General features: G+C 61.9%; 12 protein-coding genes. All 12 read left to right on the top strand.

Annotated elements, in window-relative coordinates:
• The first annotated feature begins 134 nt into the window (after nt 1-134).
• Nucleotides 135-2027: an asparagine synthase (glutamine-hydrolyzing) gene (gene asnB, locus SGJ19_01820; GenBank protein MDZ4778974.1), complete on the top strand. Its 1893-nt coding sequence runs from the start codon at nt 135-137 to the stop codon at nt 2025-2027.
• A gap of 5 nt (nt 2028-2032) precedes the next feature.
• Entirely contained in the window at nt 2033-3136 is a 1104-nt protein-coding gene (locus SGJ19_01815) for a glycosyltransferase family 4 protein (protein ID MDZ4778973.1), read from the top strand.
• Nucleotides 3133-4896, top strand: a complete 1764-nt coding sequence (locus SGJ19_01810; protein MDZ4778972.1) for a hypothetical protein — start codon at nt 3133-3135, stop codon at nt 4894-4896. Before SGJ19_01815 ends, SGJ19_01810 begins: the two co-directional genes overlap by 4 nt.
• Nucleotides 4889-6109, top strand: coding sequence for a glycosyltransferase family 4 protein (locus tag SGJ19_01805; GenBank protein ID MDZ4778971.1), 1221 nt, complete (start codon nt 4889-4891; stop codon nt 6107-6109). Before SGJ19_01810 ends, SGJ19_01805 begins: the two co-directional genes overlap by 8 nt.
• Before the next feature lie 65 nt (nt 6110-6174).
• The gene (locus tag SGJ19_01800; protein ID MDZ4778970.1) at nt 6175-7455 is read left to right on the top strand and encodes a glycosyltransferase family 4 protein; all 1281 of its coding nucleotides are present in this window, start codon (nt 6175-6177) and stop codon (nt 7453-7455) included.
• A gap of 208 nt (nt 7456-7663) precedes the next feature.
• Nucleotides 7664-9226 (top strand): glycosyltransferase, encoded by a 1563-nt coding sequence (locus SGJ19_01795; protein MDZ4778969.1) that lies wholly within the window; start codon nt 7664-7666, stop codon nt 9224-9226.
• Nucleotides 9227-9364: 138 nt separating this feature from the next.
• Complete coding sequence (locus SGJ19_01790) at nt 9365-10567, top strand: glycosyltransferase family 4 protein (protein ID MDZ4778968.1); 1203 nt, start codon at nt 9365-9367, stop codon at nt 10565-10567.
• A complete protein-coding gene (locus tag SGJ19_01785) occupies nt 10564-11715 on the top strand; it encodes a glycosyltransferase (protein ID MDZ4778967.1) in 1152 nt (383 codons plus the stop codon). The genes SGJ19_01790 and SGJ19_01785 overlap by 4 nt, the downstream gene beginning before the upstream one ends.
• A gap of 103 nt (nt 11716-11818) precedes the next feature.
• Nucleotides 11819-13228: an O-antigen ligase family protein gene (locus tag SGJ19_01780; GenBank protein ID MDZ4778966.1), complete on the top strand. Its 1410-nt coding sequence runs from the start codon at nt 11819-11821 to the stop codon at nt 13226-13228.
• Nucleotides 13203-14243 carry a glycosyltransferase family 4 protein gene (locus SGJ19_01775; GenBank protein MDZ4778965.1) on the top strand — a complete coding sequence of 347 codons (1041 nt, stop codon included), beginning with the start codon at nt 13203-13205 and terminating at the stop codon, nt 14241-14243. The genes SGJ19_01780 and SGJ19_01775 overlap by 26 nt, the downstream gene beginning before the upstream one ends.
• Nucleotides 14243-15619, top strand: coding sequence for a hypothetical protein (locus SGJ19_01770; protein MDZ4778964.1), 1377 nt, complete (start codon nt 14243-14245; stop codon nt 15617-15619). The genes SGJ19_01775 and SGJ19_01770 overlap by 1 nt, the downstream gene beginning before the upstream one ends.
• Nucleotides 15616-16663: glycosyltransferase family 2 protein (locus tag SGJ19_01765; GenBank protein MDZ4778963.1), on the top strand; the 1048-nt coding region annotated here is incomplete at its 3' end. The genes SGJ19_01770 and SGJ19_01765, both read left to right, overlap by 4 nt.

Genomic DNA, 16663 nt, shown 5'->3' with positions numbered 1-16663 from the left:
GTCACTGACGCTGCGCCAGCCTTGTGGCGACGCAATCGATCAATTGTCAGCCAGAGATGTTGGTGACGCGCGAACGAACAACGAAATGCGGCGAGCGGAGCATCGATTGATCGGCTGGGCCTGATCGATCTGACATGTGTGGCATCTGCGGAATCGTTGATTTTTCCGGGCGCGCGACTGGCGCCGACGCCGACCGCTCCGTGCGCGCGATGATGGACCGCATGGCGCGTCGCGGGCCGGACGACAGCGGACAATGGCGCAGTCCGCGTGGCGACGTGCGGCTCGGCTTTCGTCGGTTGGCGATCCTGGACCTCACCGCGGCGGGCCATCAGCCCATGCTCGCGCAGGACGGCCGCTCCGTGATCGTCTTCAATGGTGAGATTTATAACTACCTGGAGTTGCGCGCCGAGCTGGAAGCGCTGGGCGTCGTCTTTCGCTCGACATCTGATACCGAAGTGCTGCTCGAGGCGCTGTCGCGTTGGGGCGTCGATGCGCTGCCAAAACTGAACGGTATGTTCGCCTTCGGCTGGTATCGGCTCGACAACCGGACATTGCTCCTGGCCCGTGACCACGCGGGCATCAAGCCGTTGTATTATTTCGCGCCGTCGAATGGCGACGAATTCTGCTTCGCTTCGCAATTCGATTGCTTGTTCGATGCTCCGGCGGGCGGACCGTCTGAGGTGTGCCCCAAGGCGTTACACTTGTATTTGCGCCTGCACCATTTGCCGGCGCCCTACGGCCTCTACCGCGATACGCATCAATTGGCGCCTGGTTGCTATTTGGAAGTCAGCGAGACAGGCGCCCTGCGACATGGCGTCTGGTGGCGGTTGCCTGACGCGGGAGAGCCGTTGCTCAGCGCAGGCGAGGCCGACGAGGCCGTGGCCTGCGCGTTGGATCGCGTGCTGCGAAGGCAACGTCAGTCCGACGTGCCGCTGGGCACATTTCTCTCCGGCGGAATCGATTCCCCCTTAGTCACAGCTGTGCTCCATCGCCTGGCGCCGGGAGAACTGAAATCGTTTACGATTGGCAATCCCGGATGGAATCAAGACGAAACCGACGATGCATCCGCGTATGCCCGACATTTACAGGTGCAGCATTTTGTGCGGCCGATGTCGGGCCACGATGCGTTGCGACTGATCGAACAGGTGGCGGCGGCGCAGCATGAACCGTTCGCAGATTTTTCCATCTTGCCGACGCTGTTTGTCAGCGAGTTGGCGCGCGAGCAAGTGACGGTGGCGCTGAGCGGCGACGGAGGCGACGAATTGTTCTTCGGTTACGAGCGCCCGTTGTCGTTGATGCGCAGCCAGGGAGCGTTTCGCTGGCCGCGAGCGGTGCGGCGCGCGATGTATTTGGCCGGTCGACTGGGCGTGGGGCGACGCCGGTCGGACGTGATCATGGCCGACACCGCGGGCGACTATTACTTCGAAGTGAACTCGCGCCTCAAATCTCGGGATCTGCGACAGCTTGCTCCGGATCTACATGACTTGCCGGATGACTTCGAGATTTATCGCTCTGGCAAAATCTGGCGCGCGGACGACTTGGCGCAGTTCTCGCGAAAAGCGGAATTCTACGGCCAGTTGCAGCGGTGCCTGAAAAAGATGGATATGGCGTCGATGCACCATAGCCTGGAGGTGCGCGTGCCGCTGCTCGATCGCGAGCTGATCGAAGTGGCGTTGCGCATCCCGCCAGCGGAGCATCTCGCCGGAGGCTTGCGTAAGGCAATGCTCGTGCGGTCGCTCGGTCGACACGTACCGCAGAACCTGCTGACGCGCACCAAGCGGGGCTTCGCGGTTCCGCTCGGGGAATGGTTGCGAAACGAACTACGCGAAATGGTGGAAGGCGCCCTGTTCAACCAATCGTCGCCGTTCGATCCGTACATCAGTCAACCAAAACTGCGACAATATTGGAACGAACATCTCAGCGGCCGGCGCGACGCCAAATGGGGCGTCTGGACATTTCTGGGATTGGCTTTGTGGGCGCAACGGCAAACGGAAGTTAAATCCGCTGCCTTTTGCCTGGCATCGTAGATCAAGTGCCGGTTCCAATTCTATTCACGATTCCGAATTTCATCACCGCCGGGTCCGGACGGGCGATGTTGAATATCATCGAACGATTGGATCGCCAGGAATTCACGCCGTCCATTTGCATCCAGCGACGCGGCGGAAAACTGGAAGTAGAAATTGAACGCCAGGGGATTTCACTGCTGGAAGCGCCTTTTACGACCGCTCCGCGCCCGTACACGACGCTGCCGTATCGCTGCTGGAAGCTGGCGCAGACGTTTCGACCGCATGGGTTCAAGTTGTGGCATTCCTTCCACTATTCCGATGATTATACAGAGCCGTTGATCGCCCGCTTCGCTGGTTGCCGGAATTGGATCTACACCAAAAAGAACATGATGTGGCGCGGCCGCGCCTGGAAGGTGCGAACGTACCTGGCCCGGGCCATCGCGGCGCAGAACCAAGACATGCTGCGAGACTTTTTCGCGGCGGATCGCACGCGCCGCAAGGTGAGCCTGGTGCCACGCGGCGTTGATATCGCGAAGTTCTCGGTGAACGGCTCGGCAATGAAGGAGGCCGCTCCTGACGGTCTCGTTACCGTGACCTGCGTCGCCCAACTGGTGCCGCGCAAAGGCCATCCGATGCTCTTGGAAGCGGCCGCCCGCAACTCGCGGATCGTCGTGCAAATCGCCGGCGCGGCAATGGACGAGCAATACACGGAACAGTTGGAGCGACAAGTTCAAGCGTTGGGCATTCCCGATCGCGTTCGCTTCCTCGGGCCGGTTGCGGACGTCGTGTCGTTGCTGCATAACTCGGACATCTTCGCTTTGCCAACCAACGAGCAGGCCGAAGGGTGCCCTGTGGCGCTGCTCGAGGCCATGGCTTGCGGACTGCCGTGCGTCGCCACCGATGTGCCTGGTTCGCGCGACGTGATCGAATCGGGCGTCAATGGATTGTTGACGCCTGCCGGTGATGCCGAGAGATTTGCCCACGCTTTGGATTCCGTCGTCGCGGATCCGGCGCTTCGCGCTACGTTGGGGAGCAACGCGCGCCGCCGCGTGGAAGAGCACTACCATCTGGGCGTCGAAGTGGCGCGGCACGAGGCTATCTACCACAGCCTGCTCGGTGAGCGCGTATGATGGTTTGCGACTTCCTCTTGTCGCAGCGAGCGTTCGCTCCGCCGGCGCTCGCAGGCAACGAGCATCGGGCTGTCCAAACAATGCTGGGCGACGTGAGTCTGCGCACCTGGTCGCGCGACGGCGCCGACTTGGTGGAGCAGGTCCAACGAGATGGCTGGACGTATTGGCTGTTCGGCGAGTTGTTCGGCCAGTATCGTTCGCTGGCCGACGCACTGTCCGCATCGACGGCGCAAGATGAGCTCGGTTGGCCGCCGTTGAACGTGGCCGAACTGAATGGCTCGTTCCTCGTGCTGGCGCGGCAGGAACGCAGCGGCGAATGGCATGCGTGGACCGATCGCTTTGGCACATTGCACGCCTATTGGGGGCGCCGCGCGGGGCAGCCGCTGATCGGCACGCGGTTCAGTGATCTGGCCGCCGGTTCAGGAAGCGACCTCGATTGGCAAGGGATCGTAGGGTTTCTCGGATTCGGCTTCTTTCCTGGCGAACGTACCTATCGCGAAGACGTACGGATCATGCGCCCCGCGTCGCACTATGTATTCGACGCGCAGTTGTGCTACAAGTCCGAGCAGCGCTATTGGAATTGGAGTTACGCGCCGGATCAGCGTCGAACGTACGCCGAGACCGTCGACGCCTTTGCGCAATGCTTCGATCAGGCGGTCGAAGAACGCTATGAGCGCGGCCGCACGGCAATCCCGATTTCGGGCGGATTGGATTCACGCTCCACAGTCGCCTTGGTTCGCGATCAGCCCTGGCGCAAGAACCTGTGGTGCTATACCTACGGATACTCCGATAGCTCGATCGAGTCGACCATCGGTCGTCAGGTCGCCGCCTGCCGGGACCTGCCGTGCGATTCGCTCACGATTCGTCCCTATCTGTTCGAGCAGTGGCGTCAGGTGCTGGCAGGAGTCGAGGGCTTTCAGGACGTCACGCAATGCCGCCAGGCCGCGGTGACGGATGCGATCTCTGCACACGCGGAATTCGTGATGGCGGCGCATTGGGGCGACGTCTGGCTAGATGACATGGGCGTTGCGGAAAAGCTGGCGGCGCCTAACGACGACGAGCTCGCCAAGTTCGCTCACGACAAGATCAAGAAGCGCGGATCCGCCTGGCTGATGAAGCACGTTGCCATAGCGCAAGTTCCCGAGTCAGATCGATCGGAAATGCTGCGCCAATTTGTCCGCGACGAATTTTGCCGGCTGCCCCACATCGAAGACTCGGAATTTCGCGTCAAGGCGTTCAAGACGGATCAATGGTCGTTCCGTTGGACGACAGCAAGTCTGCGGGCGTACCATGCCGGTGCATTTCCGCGCACGCCGTTTTATGACACGCGCTTGGCCGATTTGTTTTGCACCGTGCCAACGCAATTTGTCGCGAATCGCCGGCTGCAGGTGGACTATCTGAAGCGTTGCGCGCCGGACCTGGCCGGCGTTACCTGGCAGCAGCACGGCCGCAACTTGTTCGACTATAAACGTCCGGACGCGTTCCGGCTCGTGAAGCGAGCCTGGAACAAAGCGGCGGCGGTAGCCACGCGTAAGCAAGTGACGCAGCGCAATTGGGAAGTGCAATTCAGCGGCGCGGCAGGCCGCGCCGGCGTCGCCCACTGGCTGCAGCGCCGTGGCCTGCGACTGCATGAGTACGTGGCCCCCGACCACATTGATGCGTTGGTGAGCGACTTCAATTCGCGCCGGCCGGACGGGGCGATCGGATATACCATGTGCATGCTCGTCACACTGTCGATGTGGCTGGAGTCGTATGGCTGAGCCATTACTTCGCATGCTCGTGTACGGCTGCCACAATCCACCGGAAACGTTCTTGGATCGGCTATTCAGTGGGCTGGAAGCGCGCGGCGTGGAAGTCACGTTGGCTTCGACTGGCGCTCCGCGGGCGACGGAGATGAGCCAGCGCAAGCATTGGATCTGGGCGCCCCATGCGGTCGGTGGAAAGGTTACGCAGGGAATCAAACTGGCGGCGGTGGCGTCCGCGGCCGCCCGCCGGAGTTGGTCCGCCACGGCGCGCATGGTGCGCGGCGCCTCCGGCGTAGGTACGGCGGCGGCAGTCGAGTTGCTAAGAGCGCTGCCGCTGGTCGGCCGCACATTTGATGTGGTGTACTTTCCGTGGATCGAAAGCGCAGGCGGCTTGATCCGGCATTTCCCCGCGGAACAGAAGATCATCGTGAGCTGCCGCGGAACGCAGATCAACATCGCTCCGCTCAATCCTCAGCGCCGCCGGTTCCGAGAATCGTTAAAGTCGATCTTCGAGCGGGCCGCTTGCGTGCATTGCGTTTCCGAAAACATTCGGGAAAACGCCGAACGGCTCGGGATGCCGCCACAAATCGCACGGGTCATCCGCCCAGCGGTGGACTCGGCACAGTTTTCTATGCAGGCGCACTGCAAACGCGTCGACGGTTCCGTTTTGAAAATTGTCACCACGGGCAGGATCATCTGGAACAAAGGACTGGAATATTTGGTCCACGCCGTAGCAATATTGCGTGAATCGGGAATCGACGCCCGCCTGGAGATCATCGGCGATGGGCCTGACCGGGATCGCGTGGTGTATTCCGCCCACGACCTGGAAATCGAAGACCACGTCCAGTTCTCGGGCGCATTGCCGCCCACTCAGGTGCGCGATCGCTTACAGCAAGCGGATGTATTTGCGCTCTCCAGCCTAAGCGAGGGCATCTCAAACGCAGTTCTGGAGGCGATGTCGTGCGGGCTCCCGATCGTTACGACCGATTGCGGCGGCATGCGTGAAGCGGTCACCGACGGCGTCGAGGGCTTCGTGACGCCGACGCGCGATCCGCGCGCTATCGCGGCCGCACTATGCAAATTGGCGGCAAGCCACGAGCTGCGCCATTCCATGGGCGCAGCGGCGCGCCTGCGAATCGAGCGTGAATTCACCCTTCCCAGGCAAATCGACGCCTGGATGAACATGCTGTCGGAAGTCGCCGCCGGAAAGTCACACGCTTCCCCGTGAAATCAAGCCCGCCTAAGCTCGCTGCACCGCAACGATCGAGTCGCCCCCCTCGCGTGGCAATGGTGATGCCCGCATTTCCGAAACTCTCGGAGACGTTTCTGGTCAACAAATTCGTCGGCCTATTGCGGCAAGGCGTCGACGCATATGTCGTCTGTGGCAGAAGCGACGAGTCCGAGTGGCGCAACTATCCCCACTTCGCCGAACAAGCTCCACTGCGGCGCCGCATCGTAAGAAGTTGGGCGCACGAGCCGCGCTGGCTGGCGGCGCTGTTGTGGCCGTTTGCCTTGCTGTATACCTTCGTTATGCGCCCGTCCGGTACCGTGCGTTACTTCCGGTTTACGGCCAAGTCGCTCGGCGTTCGCTGCTTGAGTACGTTCTACCTAGACGCCGCCCTCATTCGACTGCAACCGGACATCGTCCATTTTGAGTTCGGTACGCTCGTATTGGGAAGAACACATTTGCGCGACGCGCTGCCCGCGAAACTGGTCGTCAGCTTCCGGGGATTTGACCTCAATTATTCCGGACTGGACGATCCGCAGTACTATCAGCAGGCTTGGCAATCGCTGGCAGGCGTCCATTGTCTGGGCCAGGATCTATGGCGTCGAGCCCAACGCCGCGGCTGCCCGCCGTCGATGCCCCACGTCCTGATCCCGCCGGCAATCGACGTCGAGCGTTTCAGCGGCGAGGAGCGACCGGATCGAGATGTCACGTTCTCGCCCGAGCGTCCGTTTCGGATTCTCTGCGTGGGGCGACTGCATTGGAAAAAAGGGCACGAGTACGCTCTGCTCGCCGTAAGTGAGCTCCGCAAACTGGGCGTGCCGTGCGAACTTCGAGTTGTGGGCGACGGCGAAGCGCTTGAATCGTTGTATCTCGCGATTCATGAATTGGAGTTAGTCGGCGTCGTCACGCTCGTCGGCAGCATGCCGCACGAGCAGGTGCGCCAGGAACTCGACTGGGCGGACGTTTTGTTGCACGCCGCCGTCTCGGAAGGGTTTTGCAACAGCGTGCTCGAAGCCCAAGCCATGGCGAAACCCGTCGTCTGTTCGGATGCGGATGGATTGAGCGAAAACGTCCGCGACGGCGTGACAGGGTTTGTAACGCCGCGCCGCGACATTCACGCGATGGCGGAAAAGCTTGCGCTGTTGGCAGGTAATGCTGAACTGAGGCGGGACATGGGCGCCGCCGGGCGGCAACGCGTACTACGGCAGTATCGATTGGAAGCGCAGATCGACGCGTTCGCGCGTTGGTACGATGAACTTCTCGGCGAATCGAGCGACAACGAGCGGGCTGACGCAGCGACGCTGCGCAGCGAATCCAGTACTCAGGATGCATTGGCTCGTGCCTAGTAACCACTCCCACCCTCCGATCTGGAGATTAGGGAAAAGCCGCAACGGACATGCGCACGAAGGGATCGTTGCGACTTCGACCGAGACTTACGCGGCGCCAAACCCATCGCAGCCTCGCATCGACCTGATTCTATGGGGCGAATGCAAGTTTGCCGAATTTCAGTGGACACTCGGAAAAGTTTATTCCGGTGGCGGCGATTCGGCATCGATGAATCAGTCGTTGCGTGCCGCCGCGGACAACGCCGATGTGGAAGGAGTTCTCTGTTGGTGCGCCGACCAGCGCCCCCCGCTGGAGGAGAGCGTATTACGCGCGTGGCGGCGCCCAGGTGATGTGTGGCATGCCGGCCTGCGCCTTGGGATGGGCGGCTTGCCGGCCAGCATCGACTTTGTACATCCCACGTGGACGTTGAATCGCGATCCCGACGCGCATCTCGAGGCGACCTCCTGGCGAGTATCGCTCCGCGCTTGTCTGCTGCGCTGCGATGTGATCCGGAAACTCGGCGCACTTGACGAACGTTTTGCCTCGCTGGATGCCGCCGCATTGGACTTCGGCCATCGCTGCCTCACGGCGGGCGCGTTTACCAGGCATCTGCCGTGGCTGGTCGACGACAACGCACGTGCGCCATCGCCGTACATCGCGGCCGACGACGCTTTTTTGTTCATCCTGAACCGCTTTGGCGCGAAGTGGACGCGGTGGGCCTTGCTGCGTGCGAGCTTGACCGGCGAACTGAGTCCCGTCGCCGCAGTGCGTCTCTATCGACGATTGCGCGGAATACGTTCCCAGGCGCAACCTGGCGCACTTCACGTGCCGGAGAACTCCGCGCACCTGCGGCGCCCCGACGACGCGCGTGTCTCCGTCATCGTGCCGACGGTCGATCGCTATCCCTATCTGCGAGTATTGCTGAAACAACTACGGACGCAGTCGGTCCCGCCCCACGAAATCATCGTCGTCGATCAAACAGCTGAGGATCGTCGCGAGCCTGGAATGTACGAGGAGTTCGGCGATCTGCCGCTGACCGTTCACTTCCAGGACCGACCGGGACAGTGTTCGTCGCGAAACTGGGCAATCCGAGAGTCCACCGGGGATTTCCTGCTGTTCTTGGACGACGATGACGAAGTGGAAGATTCGTTGATCGCCCGACATCTCACCTCCATCGAACGTTGGAGCGCCGACGTATCGTCGGGCGTGGCGGACGAGGTCGGCGCCGGCCCGCTGCCGGAGAACTTCCGCCAGATTCGCTTGAGCGACGTGTTTCCCACCAACAACTCGATGCTACGGCGCGAAGTCTTGAGAACTTCCGGGCTGTTCGATCTCGCTTACGAGCGAGGCCAGCGCGCGGACGGCGACTTAGGTACGCGCATTTATTTGACCGGCGCCGTCATGGTGCTCAATCCAACCATCAGCGTGCTGCACCATCACGCACCATCGGGCGGCTTGCGCAAACACAAGGCGCGCGTGCAGACGTACGCGGCTAGCCGACAGAGTTTGTGGGTACGGCAATTGCCCAGCGCGACGGAGTTCTACTTGGGAGCACGGTATTTTACGCCACGCCAACGACGCGAGTCAGGCTGGATCCGGGTTCTCGGCACGTTCAGCGTCCGCGGTTCGATCGGGCGTAAAGCGGCGAAGGCCTTCATCAGTGCCGTGAATCTACCGGGCACTTTGCGCGCGTTCCGAAAGCGACGCGACGAGGCCTCGGCAATGTGCCAAAGGTTCCCGGACATCCCAACTTTGCCGGAGCTGCAGGAAACGTTGGAACTCGGCGCGTGACGCAGCGCTTGGCCACGCAGAGAATCGATGTCTTGGAAACGCTTGCAATTTGATGCATCGGATCGGGCGAACAGCGGAGCTCTGCTGCGACCGGCAATTCAGGCGCGCACTTCGTATTGACGAGTGTCCGCCCACAACATGACACGAATACTCATCTGCTCGACGGAATTTCCGCCCGGACCTGGCGGGATCGGCACGCACGCTTGGCAACTGGCCCGGCATCTGACGCGCCTCGATTGGACGGTGCGCGTCGTCACCTGCCAAGACTATGTGAGCGACGCCGAAATCGACGATTGGAACTCCGCGCAGCCGTTCGAGGTGATTCGCTTGCCGTCCGGTCAGCGATTCGTACAGGCATTGTGGTCGCGCACCGATATCTTACGTCGCCAACTCGCCGAGTTTTCGCCCGACTTGATCGTGGCGTCGGGGCTGAAATCGCTTTGGCTCGTGGCGGCGCAAATGGGGCTGGACATTCCGTGGGTCGCGATTGGGCACGGCTCGGAATTCAACCTGCCGCGAGGCTGGAAACGCTGGCTGACGCGCCGCGCCTTGAGTTCGACGCAGCGCGTCGTGTGCGTGAGCGAGTTTACCCGCGAACTGGCGCTGCAGTTGGGCGTCGCTCGCGATGCGACCGAGGTGATCTTGAATGGCGCCGACGATGAAGCGTACTTCGTTACGCCTCCGGCTGAGGGCGATGCTTGTCGGCGACAGTTGGGGGCCGATGTGGAGCAACTGCTGCTGACCGTCGGCCACGTCAGCCTACGCAAGGCGCAGGACCTGGTGATTCGCGCCATGCCGCGCGTTTTGACACAATTCCCCAACGCGCATTATGGGCTCGCGGGGATTCCGACGCTCCGGCCGCAACTCCAAGAGTTGGCCAAATCGTTGGGCGTTGAGGAGCACGTATATTTCCTGGGGCGATTAAGCGCAGCTCAGTTGCGCGCTTGGTTCAACGCTTGCGACGTGTTCGTGCTCACCAGTCGGAATACGGCGAGCGGAGATTGCGAAGGCTTTGGAATCGTGGCGATCGAAGCGGCTTTGTGCGGCAAGCCGGCCGTGGTTTCACGCGGCTCCGGGCTGGCGGAAGCCGTGGTGGACGGCGAAACGGGGTTCACCGTGCCTCAAGAAGATCCCGATGCCACGGCCGATGCGATCATACGGTTGCTGGCTGATCGCGAGTTGCGGAACGCCGCTGGCAAGGCGGCGCTCGATCGCGCGCGCCGTGAATTCACCTGGTCGAGTCGCGTGGCGCAGTACGATCGACTTTTCCGCGACGTAGCCCCGGTGTCACGCGAAGTGCACAACCGATCTCCGATCGACCAGCAGGCGGTGAATAAGTGAGACTGCTGATCGTTTCGCACACGGAGCATTTTCGCACCGCCGACGGTATCGTGGGCTTTGCGCCGACGTTGCGCGAAATCGATCATCTCGCGGCGTTGTTCGACGAAGTCGTGCATATTGCGACTTTAAGAGACGCTGCTGCTCCGCGCGTGGCCGCCCCCTACCGAGCCGAGAACATCCATTTGCGGTTGCTGCCGGCGGCCGGCGGCCGGACGCTGTTCGCGAAACTCGGTTATTTGTTCTTGCTGCCGCGATATGTTTGGACCTTGGTCGTCGAATTGCGCCGCGCGGACGCGGTGCATGTCAGGTGCCCCGCCTTTGTCAGCCTGTTGGCCTTGCTCTGCCTCTGCATGTCGAAGCGGCCTCAACGCCGCTGGCTGAAGTACGCCGGCAATTGGGCCCCCGGCGCCGGCGAGCCGATTTCCTACCGGCTGCAACGCTGGCTGCTGCGCAACGGTTGGGCGGGCGGAGGCGTCACCGTCAATGGCGAATGGCCGGAACTGCCCAGTCATGTTCGCACGTTCTTGAATCCTTGTTTGACAGTCGAAGAATTGACCGAAGGGCGCGCAGCGGCGCAACACAAGTCGCTGACGGGAACCATTCACGTGCTCTTTGTCGGCCGGCTGGAAGAAGAAAAAGGCGCACTGCGATGTATCGAAATTGCCGAAGCGTTGCGAGCGCGCGGGCAGGCAGTGCAACTCGACTTGGTCGGCGACGGCCCTAGTCGCGGAGCGTGTGAAGCGCTCATCGCGGCGTGCGGCAGAACACGCGAGTACCGCCTGCACGGACTGTTGCCTCGCGCGGCGCTGAATTCCCTGTATTCCGCGGCGCACTTGATGCTGCTGCCGTCGTTCAGCGAAGGCTGGCCGAAGGTGCTGAGCGAAGGCATGGCGCACGGCGTCGTGCCGATCGCGGCCGCCGTCGGGTCGATTCCCGGTGAGCTGCGCAGGTTGAATTGCGGCACCGCCGTCGAGGGTAGGCGGGTCGACGCTTATGTCGACGCGCTCAACGCTTACTTCCGTGATCCGGAGCGCTGGCGCCGCGAGTCGCTCGCCGCACAGCGCTCCGCGGAACAATTTGGGTACCTCGCGCATGTCAACAAAGTGGCCGAAGTCTTGCAAATGAGTCACGTCGCATGTGCATCGTAGTGATTGTCGATCCCTTCGATCGGCGTCCCAACTTTCGCAATCAAGCCGATTGCGCAGCGTCGCGTTGCCGTTTCCTTTTTCAAATGCATCAGGCGTCGATGACTTGAGTTCCTGGGGCAATACGCTCGATGCCGGTTCCCAGACCGGGCAATTCGCCCCGCCCATGGTTCGGGGCGCGTCCGCTGCGCCCGTCGCCGCGGCATTCGACTTGCAACGCTATTTGCTGTTGGTCGGCCTGCACGTGCTGTTGGGCTTGATGTGCAAGCAGAGCTCGGCGATTTCGACCATCTATGCCTGGGGCACTTTGTTGGTGGGCGTAAACTGGGCGCGGACTCAGCGGCAGCCCGAGAAGATCGCGGCGTTCGCGGCCTACATCATGGGCGCCGAGGTCCTGTGGCGGATGACCAAGGCCTTCGCTTTCTGGGAGTTCGGCAAGTATGCCGTCGTCCTCATCTTGCTCTTGGGCTGCCAACGCTGGCGGCCCGTTCGCCCGACGCTCGTGTCGACCTGGTACTTCCTACTGCTGTTGCCGTCGTGCATCTTTACCTGGACGGCTTCGGACTTTACCTTCGCCCGAAAACAAACGAGTTTTAACCTGTCAGGACCGCTTTCGCTGGCGGTCTGCGCGGCGTTTTGTTCCCGACTACGGCTCGATGCCGCGGCGCTGCATCGGATCGCGCGCGCCGCGATCCTGCCGATTTTTTCCGTATCGACAGTCGTTGTCTTCGGCATCGCCACGGCCAAGGAATTGACCTTTGGCACAGAGTCCAATCCGCTGATGGCGGGGGGCTTTGGCGCTAACCAGGTAACCGCCGTATTCAGCGTCGGCATTATTCTCACGGCGCTCACGGCGCTGCTACTCTCCGACGCGCGGAACCACCTGCAGCGCACGTTCTGGTTGGTTGCGGCGGTATTGTTCAGCGCCCAATCGGCGCTCACGTTCTCCCGCAGCGGCCTCTACATGAGCGGACTTTCGGTGCTGGCGGCCGTGATTTCTACCGCGAAGTCAGCCCGGCTGCGCAATGCCTATGTTTTGACCGGAATCGTGCTCTATGTCGTCGGCACATTCGTGGTGTTTCCGCTGCTAAACAGTTTTACCGGAGGAGCGCTCGAAGCCCGCTTCTCCGATACGAACGTCACGGGACGCGACATGCTAATGAAATCGGATTTGGACGTATTTCAGCGTCATCCCTTCCTGGGCGTGGGCCCCGGCATGGCCATCGCGAATCGCGGCATCACCTTCCAAGCTATCGCCGCGCACAGCGAAATTACGCGGACTCTCGCCGAGCACGGCATACTTGGGCTCGGCGCGTTGATCATCCTGTGCACCGGTATCTGGCGGCGCATCGCGAGCATGCGTGACGTCAAAATGCGCGGGCTCTTCATTGCCACGGCCTCGTTCGGACTGCTCTGCATGTTGTCAAACGCCATGCGCATCGTGGCGCCGGCCTTCATGATCGGGCTCATATTCGCCGCGGAGCGACCGGTTGAACGAACTGCTCATCGTCGGTAACCACTTGGGCGCCACTGGCGCTTCGCGCGCCGTGGGCGAAGACCTCGCCGAAAGGCTGCGCCAACGCGGCGTCCGAGTTCACACGGCGTCGGGCGCACCGAACAAGGCGGTGCGGCTTTACGAAATGCTGCACGCCACGTGGTCGCGGCGAAGGCAGTACGAAGTCGCCGTCGTGGACGTGTTCAGCGGCCAGGCTTTCCGGTTCGCGGAGGCGGTTTGCGCGCTGCTGCGACGCCTGCGCAAACCCTACGTACTCGCGCTCCGGGGTGGAGACCTGCCTCGCTTTGCCGCGAGACATCCGCGCCGCGTGGCACGAATCTTAACGGGCGCTGCGGCGGTCACTTCGCCATCGAGTTACCTCCGCTGCGAACTGGCCTCGCTGCGACCGGATATCCTCGAGATTCCCAATCCGATCGACTGCGCGCGCTATCCCTTTCAACAGCGCAACGCGCCGGCGCCGAATTTAATTTGGTTACGCGCCTTTGCCGGCATCTACAATCCGATGCTCGCGCCGCGCGTGCTGGCGAAGGTTCTCGAACTGTATCCCGATTGCCAGCTGACTATGGTCGGCATGGACAAGGGAGACGGTACGCTGGCTGCCACGCATGCCGAAATCGCGCGTCTGGGCGTGGAAAAACAGTGTCGCATTCTGCCGAAGGTCGCGAAACAAGAAGTGCCCCAGGCGCTGGCGTCCGGCGACATCTTTTTGAATACAGCGAACGTCGACAACACGCCGGTTAGCGTCTTGGAGGCAATGGCCTGCGGACTTTGCGTGATCAGCACCAATGTGGGCGGCTTACCGCATTTGCTGGAGCACGGCCAGGATAGCATGCTCGTGCCTCCGGATGACGCCATCGCAATGGCCGACGCCGTCACGGCCGTATTGTCGTCGCCGGAACTCGCGACCCGCATCTCGGAACAAGGTCGGCGCAAGGCCGAGTCCTGCGATTGGAGCCGGGTACTCGATCGCTGGATGGAATTGCTCGACGCCTGTATTGCCCGGAGCCGTGCCTAATGCCAGGTTTGCTGAGCGCCCTGTACGACGCGGCGCCGCCCTTGCGACCATTGATGGCGTCGCTGCGTGGGTGGCAATTGCGCCGCGAGCGATTCGGTCGGGAGACGGAATCCCTCGTCCAACAAGCGCTCGAGCGGGATCGGTGGACGGCTACGCAGTGGCAGGACTGGCAGGCGGAGCGGTTGTCGACCGTCCTCGAAATTGCGGCGCAGGTGACGACGCCCTACCGCAATTGGTGGGTCGAAAGAAACGGCCTCGCTGATGGAAGTTGGCGCGATCTGCGCAACTGGCCGGTGCTCGAAAAGGAATCGTTACGCAAAGAAGCTGCGCTCTACCTGGCGGCAGGCGTCGATCCCCGCAAACTGACGCAGATCCAGACCAGCGGTTCGACGGGAACTCCGCTGAAGCTTTGGCATTCCCGGCGCACGCAGCGCGCATGGTATGCCTTGTTCGAGGCGCGCTGCCGGCGCTGGTATGGCGTTTCGGGTCACGATCGTTGGGCAATTCTCGGCGGAAAAATCATCAAGCCGGTGCGAGAAGCGCGACCGCCCTACTGGGTGTGGAACGCCGTGATGCGGCAACTCTATCTGTCGACGTATCATTTGTCGCCCGAACGCGTCTCGTGCTATCTCGACGCCTTACTCAAGTATCAAGTCAAGTATTTACTCGGTTACCCATCCGCGTTGAACGAACTAGCGATCGAAGCGCTCCAGCGCGGCCGCAATGACGTGCATCTCAAAGTCGTCGTAACCAATGCCGAGCCACTATCGCCGCAGCAACGCGACGTGATCGGGCGAGCCTTCGGTTGTCCTGTGCGCAACACGTATGGGCTATCGGAATACGCCGCGGGGGCCTCCGAATGCGAGGCCGGCAACATGCATCTTTGGCCCGACGCCGGGATTCTGGAGGTGCGCGACGCCGACGGCAATATCGCTCCGTCCGGGCGCGGAGAGTTGGTCGCAACTTCGTTGCTGAAACAAGAAATGCCGCTCGTACGCTATAGCGTCGGAGACTTCGGCCGTCTCGCCAGTTCCACTGAAGGCTGCGACTGCGGCAGAACCTTGCCGCTGCTGGGCGAAATTGAAGGACGGACCGACGATATCGTCATCACGACCACAGGTGCGCGGATCGGTCGACTGGACCCTGTATTCAAAGTCGACATTCCGATCCGCGAATCGCAGATCGTGCAAGAGACGCTGGATCGCTTTTTGGTGCGTTATGTGCCCGCCGAAGGCTTTCGACCCGAGCACGAGCAGCAGATCGCCGGTTACTTGCGCGAGTTCGTCGGACCGGTGCAGGTCCGTTTCGAGTCCGTCGCGCGTGTGCCGCGCACTGCCAGCGGAAAACTAAAGTCCGTCGTGAGTTTGTTGCCATGACTTCGGACGCTGCAGCGGAACTCGACGCTCGATCGGCCGGCGGCACGCCTGCGCCGGAGGATGACATCGCGCTGGCGTCGCTACTGCCGTTCGTCACCGTGGCGATGCCGGTGCGGAATGAATCCGGGTTCATTCATCGCAGTCTGGGCGCCGTGCTGGCGCAAGACTATCCGCCGGACCGCTACGAAATCATCTTGGCGGACGGCCTGTCGACGGACGATACGCGCGAGCTTGCCTTGGCGTGCGCCGCCGGGCGCAACGTCCGGATCGTCGACAACCCGGCACGCATCGCGCCGACGGGAATGAACGCCGCGATTCGTGCCGCGCGCGGCGAGATCATCGTGCGCGTCGACGGACATTGCGAAATCGCCTCCGACTACGTGCGTACTTGCGTTGAGTTGTTGAGCACGCGCGAATGTGCCGGCGTCGGCGGCCCCGTCGAAACCGTGGGGAATACCTGGGTGGCGCGGGCGATCGCAGCGGCGGTCAGTTCCCCATTCGGTGTGGGCGGAAACTCATTCCGCACCGTGAAAGATCGCGAAATATGGGCCGGCACGATTCCCTTCCCGGCTTATCCACGAACGCTCTTCGAACAGGTCGGCCTGTTTGACGAAGAAATGATTCGCAGCCAGGACGCGGAGTTCAACGCGCGAGTACGGGAGTACGGCGGTCGCTTGCTGTTGAGTCCCGCCGTGCGTTCGACCTACTACAGCCGCGGCACGTTGCGCAAACTCGCGCGGCAATACTACCAATATGGATATTGGAAAGTGCGCGTCTTGCAGAAACATCCGCGCCAGATGGCCTTCCGCCAATTGATCGCGGCGGGCTTCGTGGCCTGGCTGGCGGCGCTGGCAGTGGCCTCGACTTTTTCCCAGACTGCCCGCTGGGCGCTGGCGGGAACCATTGCCCTCTACGCCGCGGCAAGCATTGCCGCGTCATTGGTTACGGCGTCGCGAAATCGCTGGTTGGACTTGCCGCTTCTGCCGCTCATCTTTGCCATTTTGCATATCACGTGGGGCGCCGGATTCTTGCACGGCCTGTGGG

It is taken from the genome of Planctomycetia bacterium (assembly GCA_034440135.1).
In the GTDB taxonomy this organism is placed as follows: domain Bacteria; phylum Planctomycetota; class Planctomycetia; order Pirellulales; family JALHLM01; genus JALHLM01.
The sequence above is the reverse complement of the archived record's forward strand: the minus strand, read 5'-3'. Positions and strand labels throughout refer to the sequence as shown.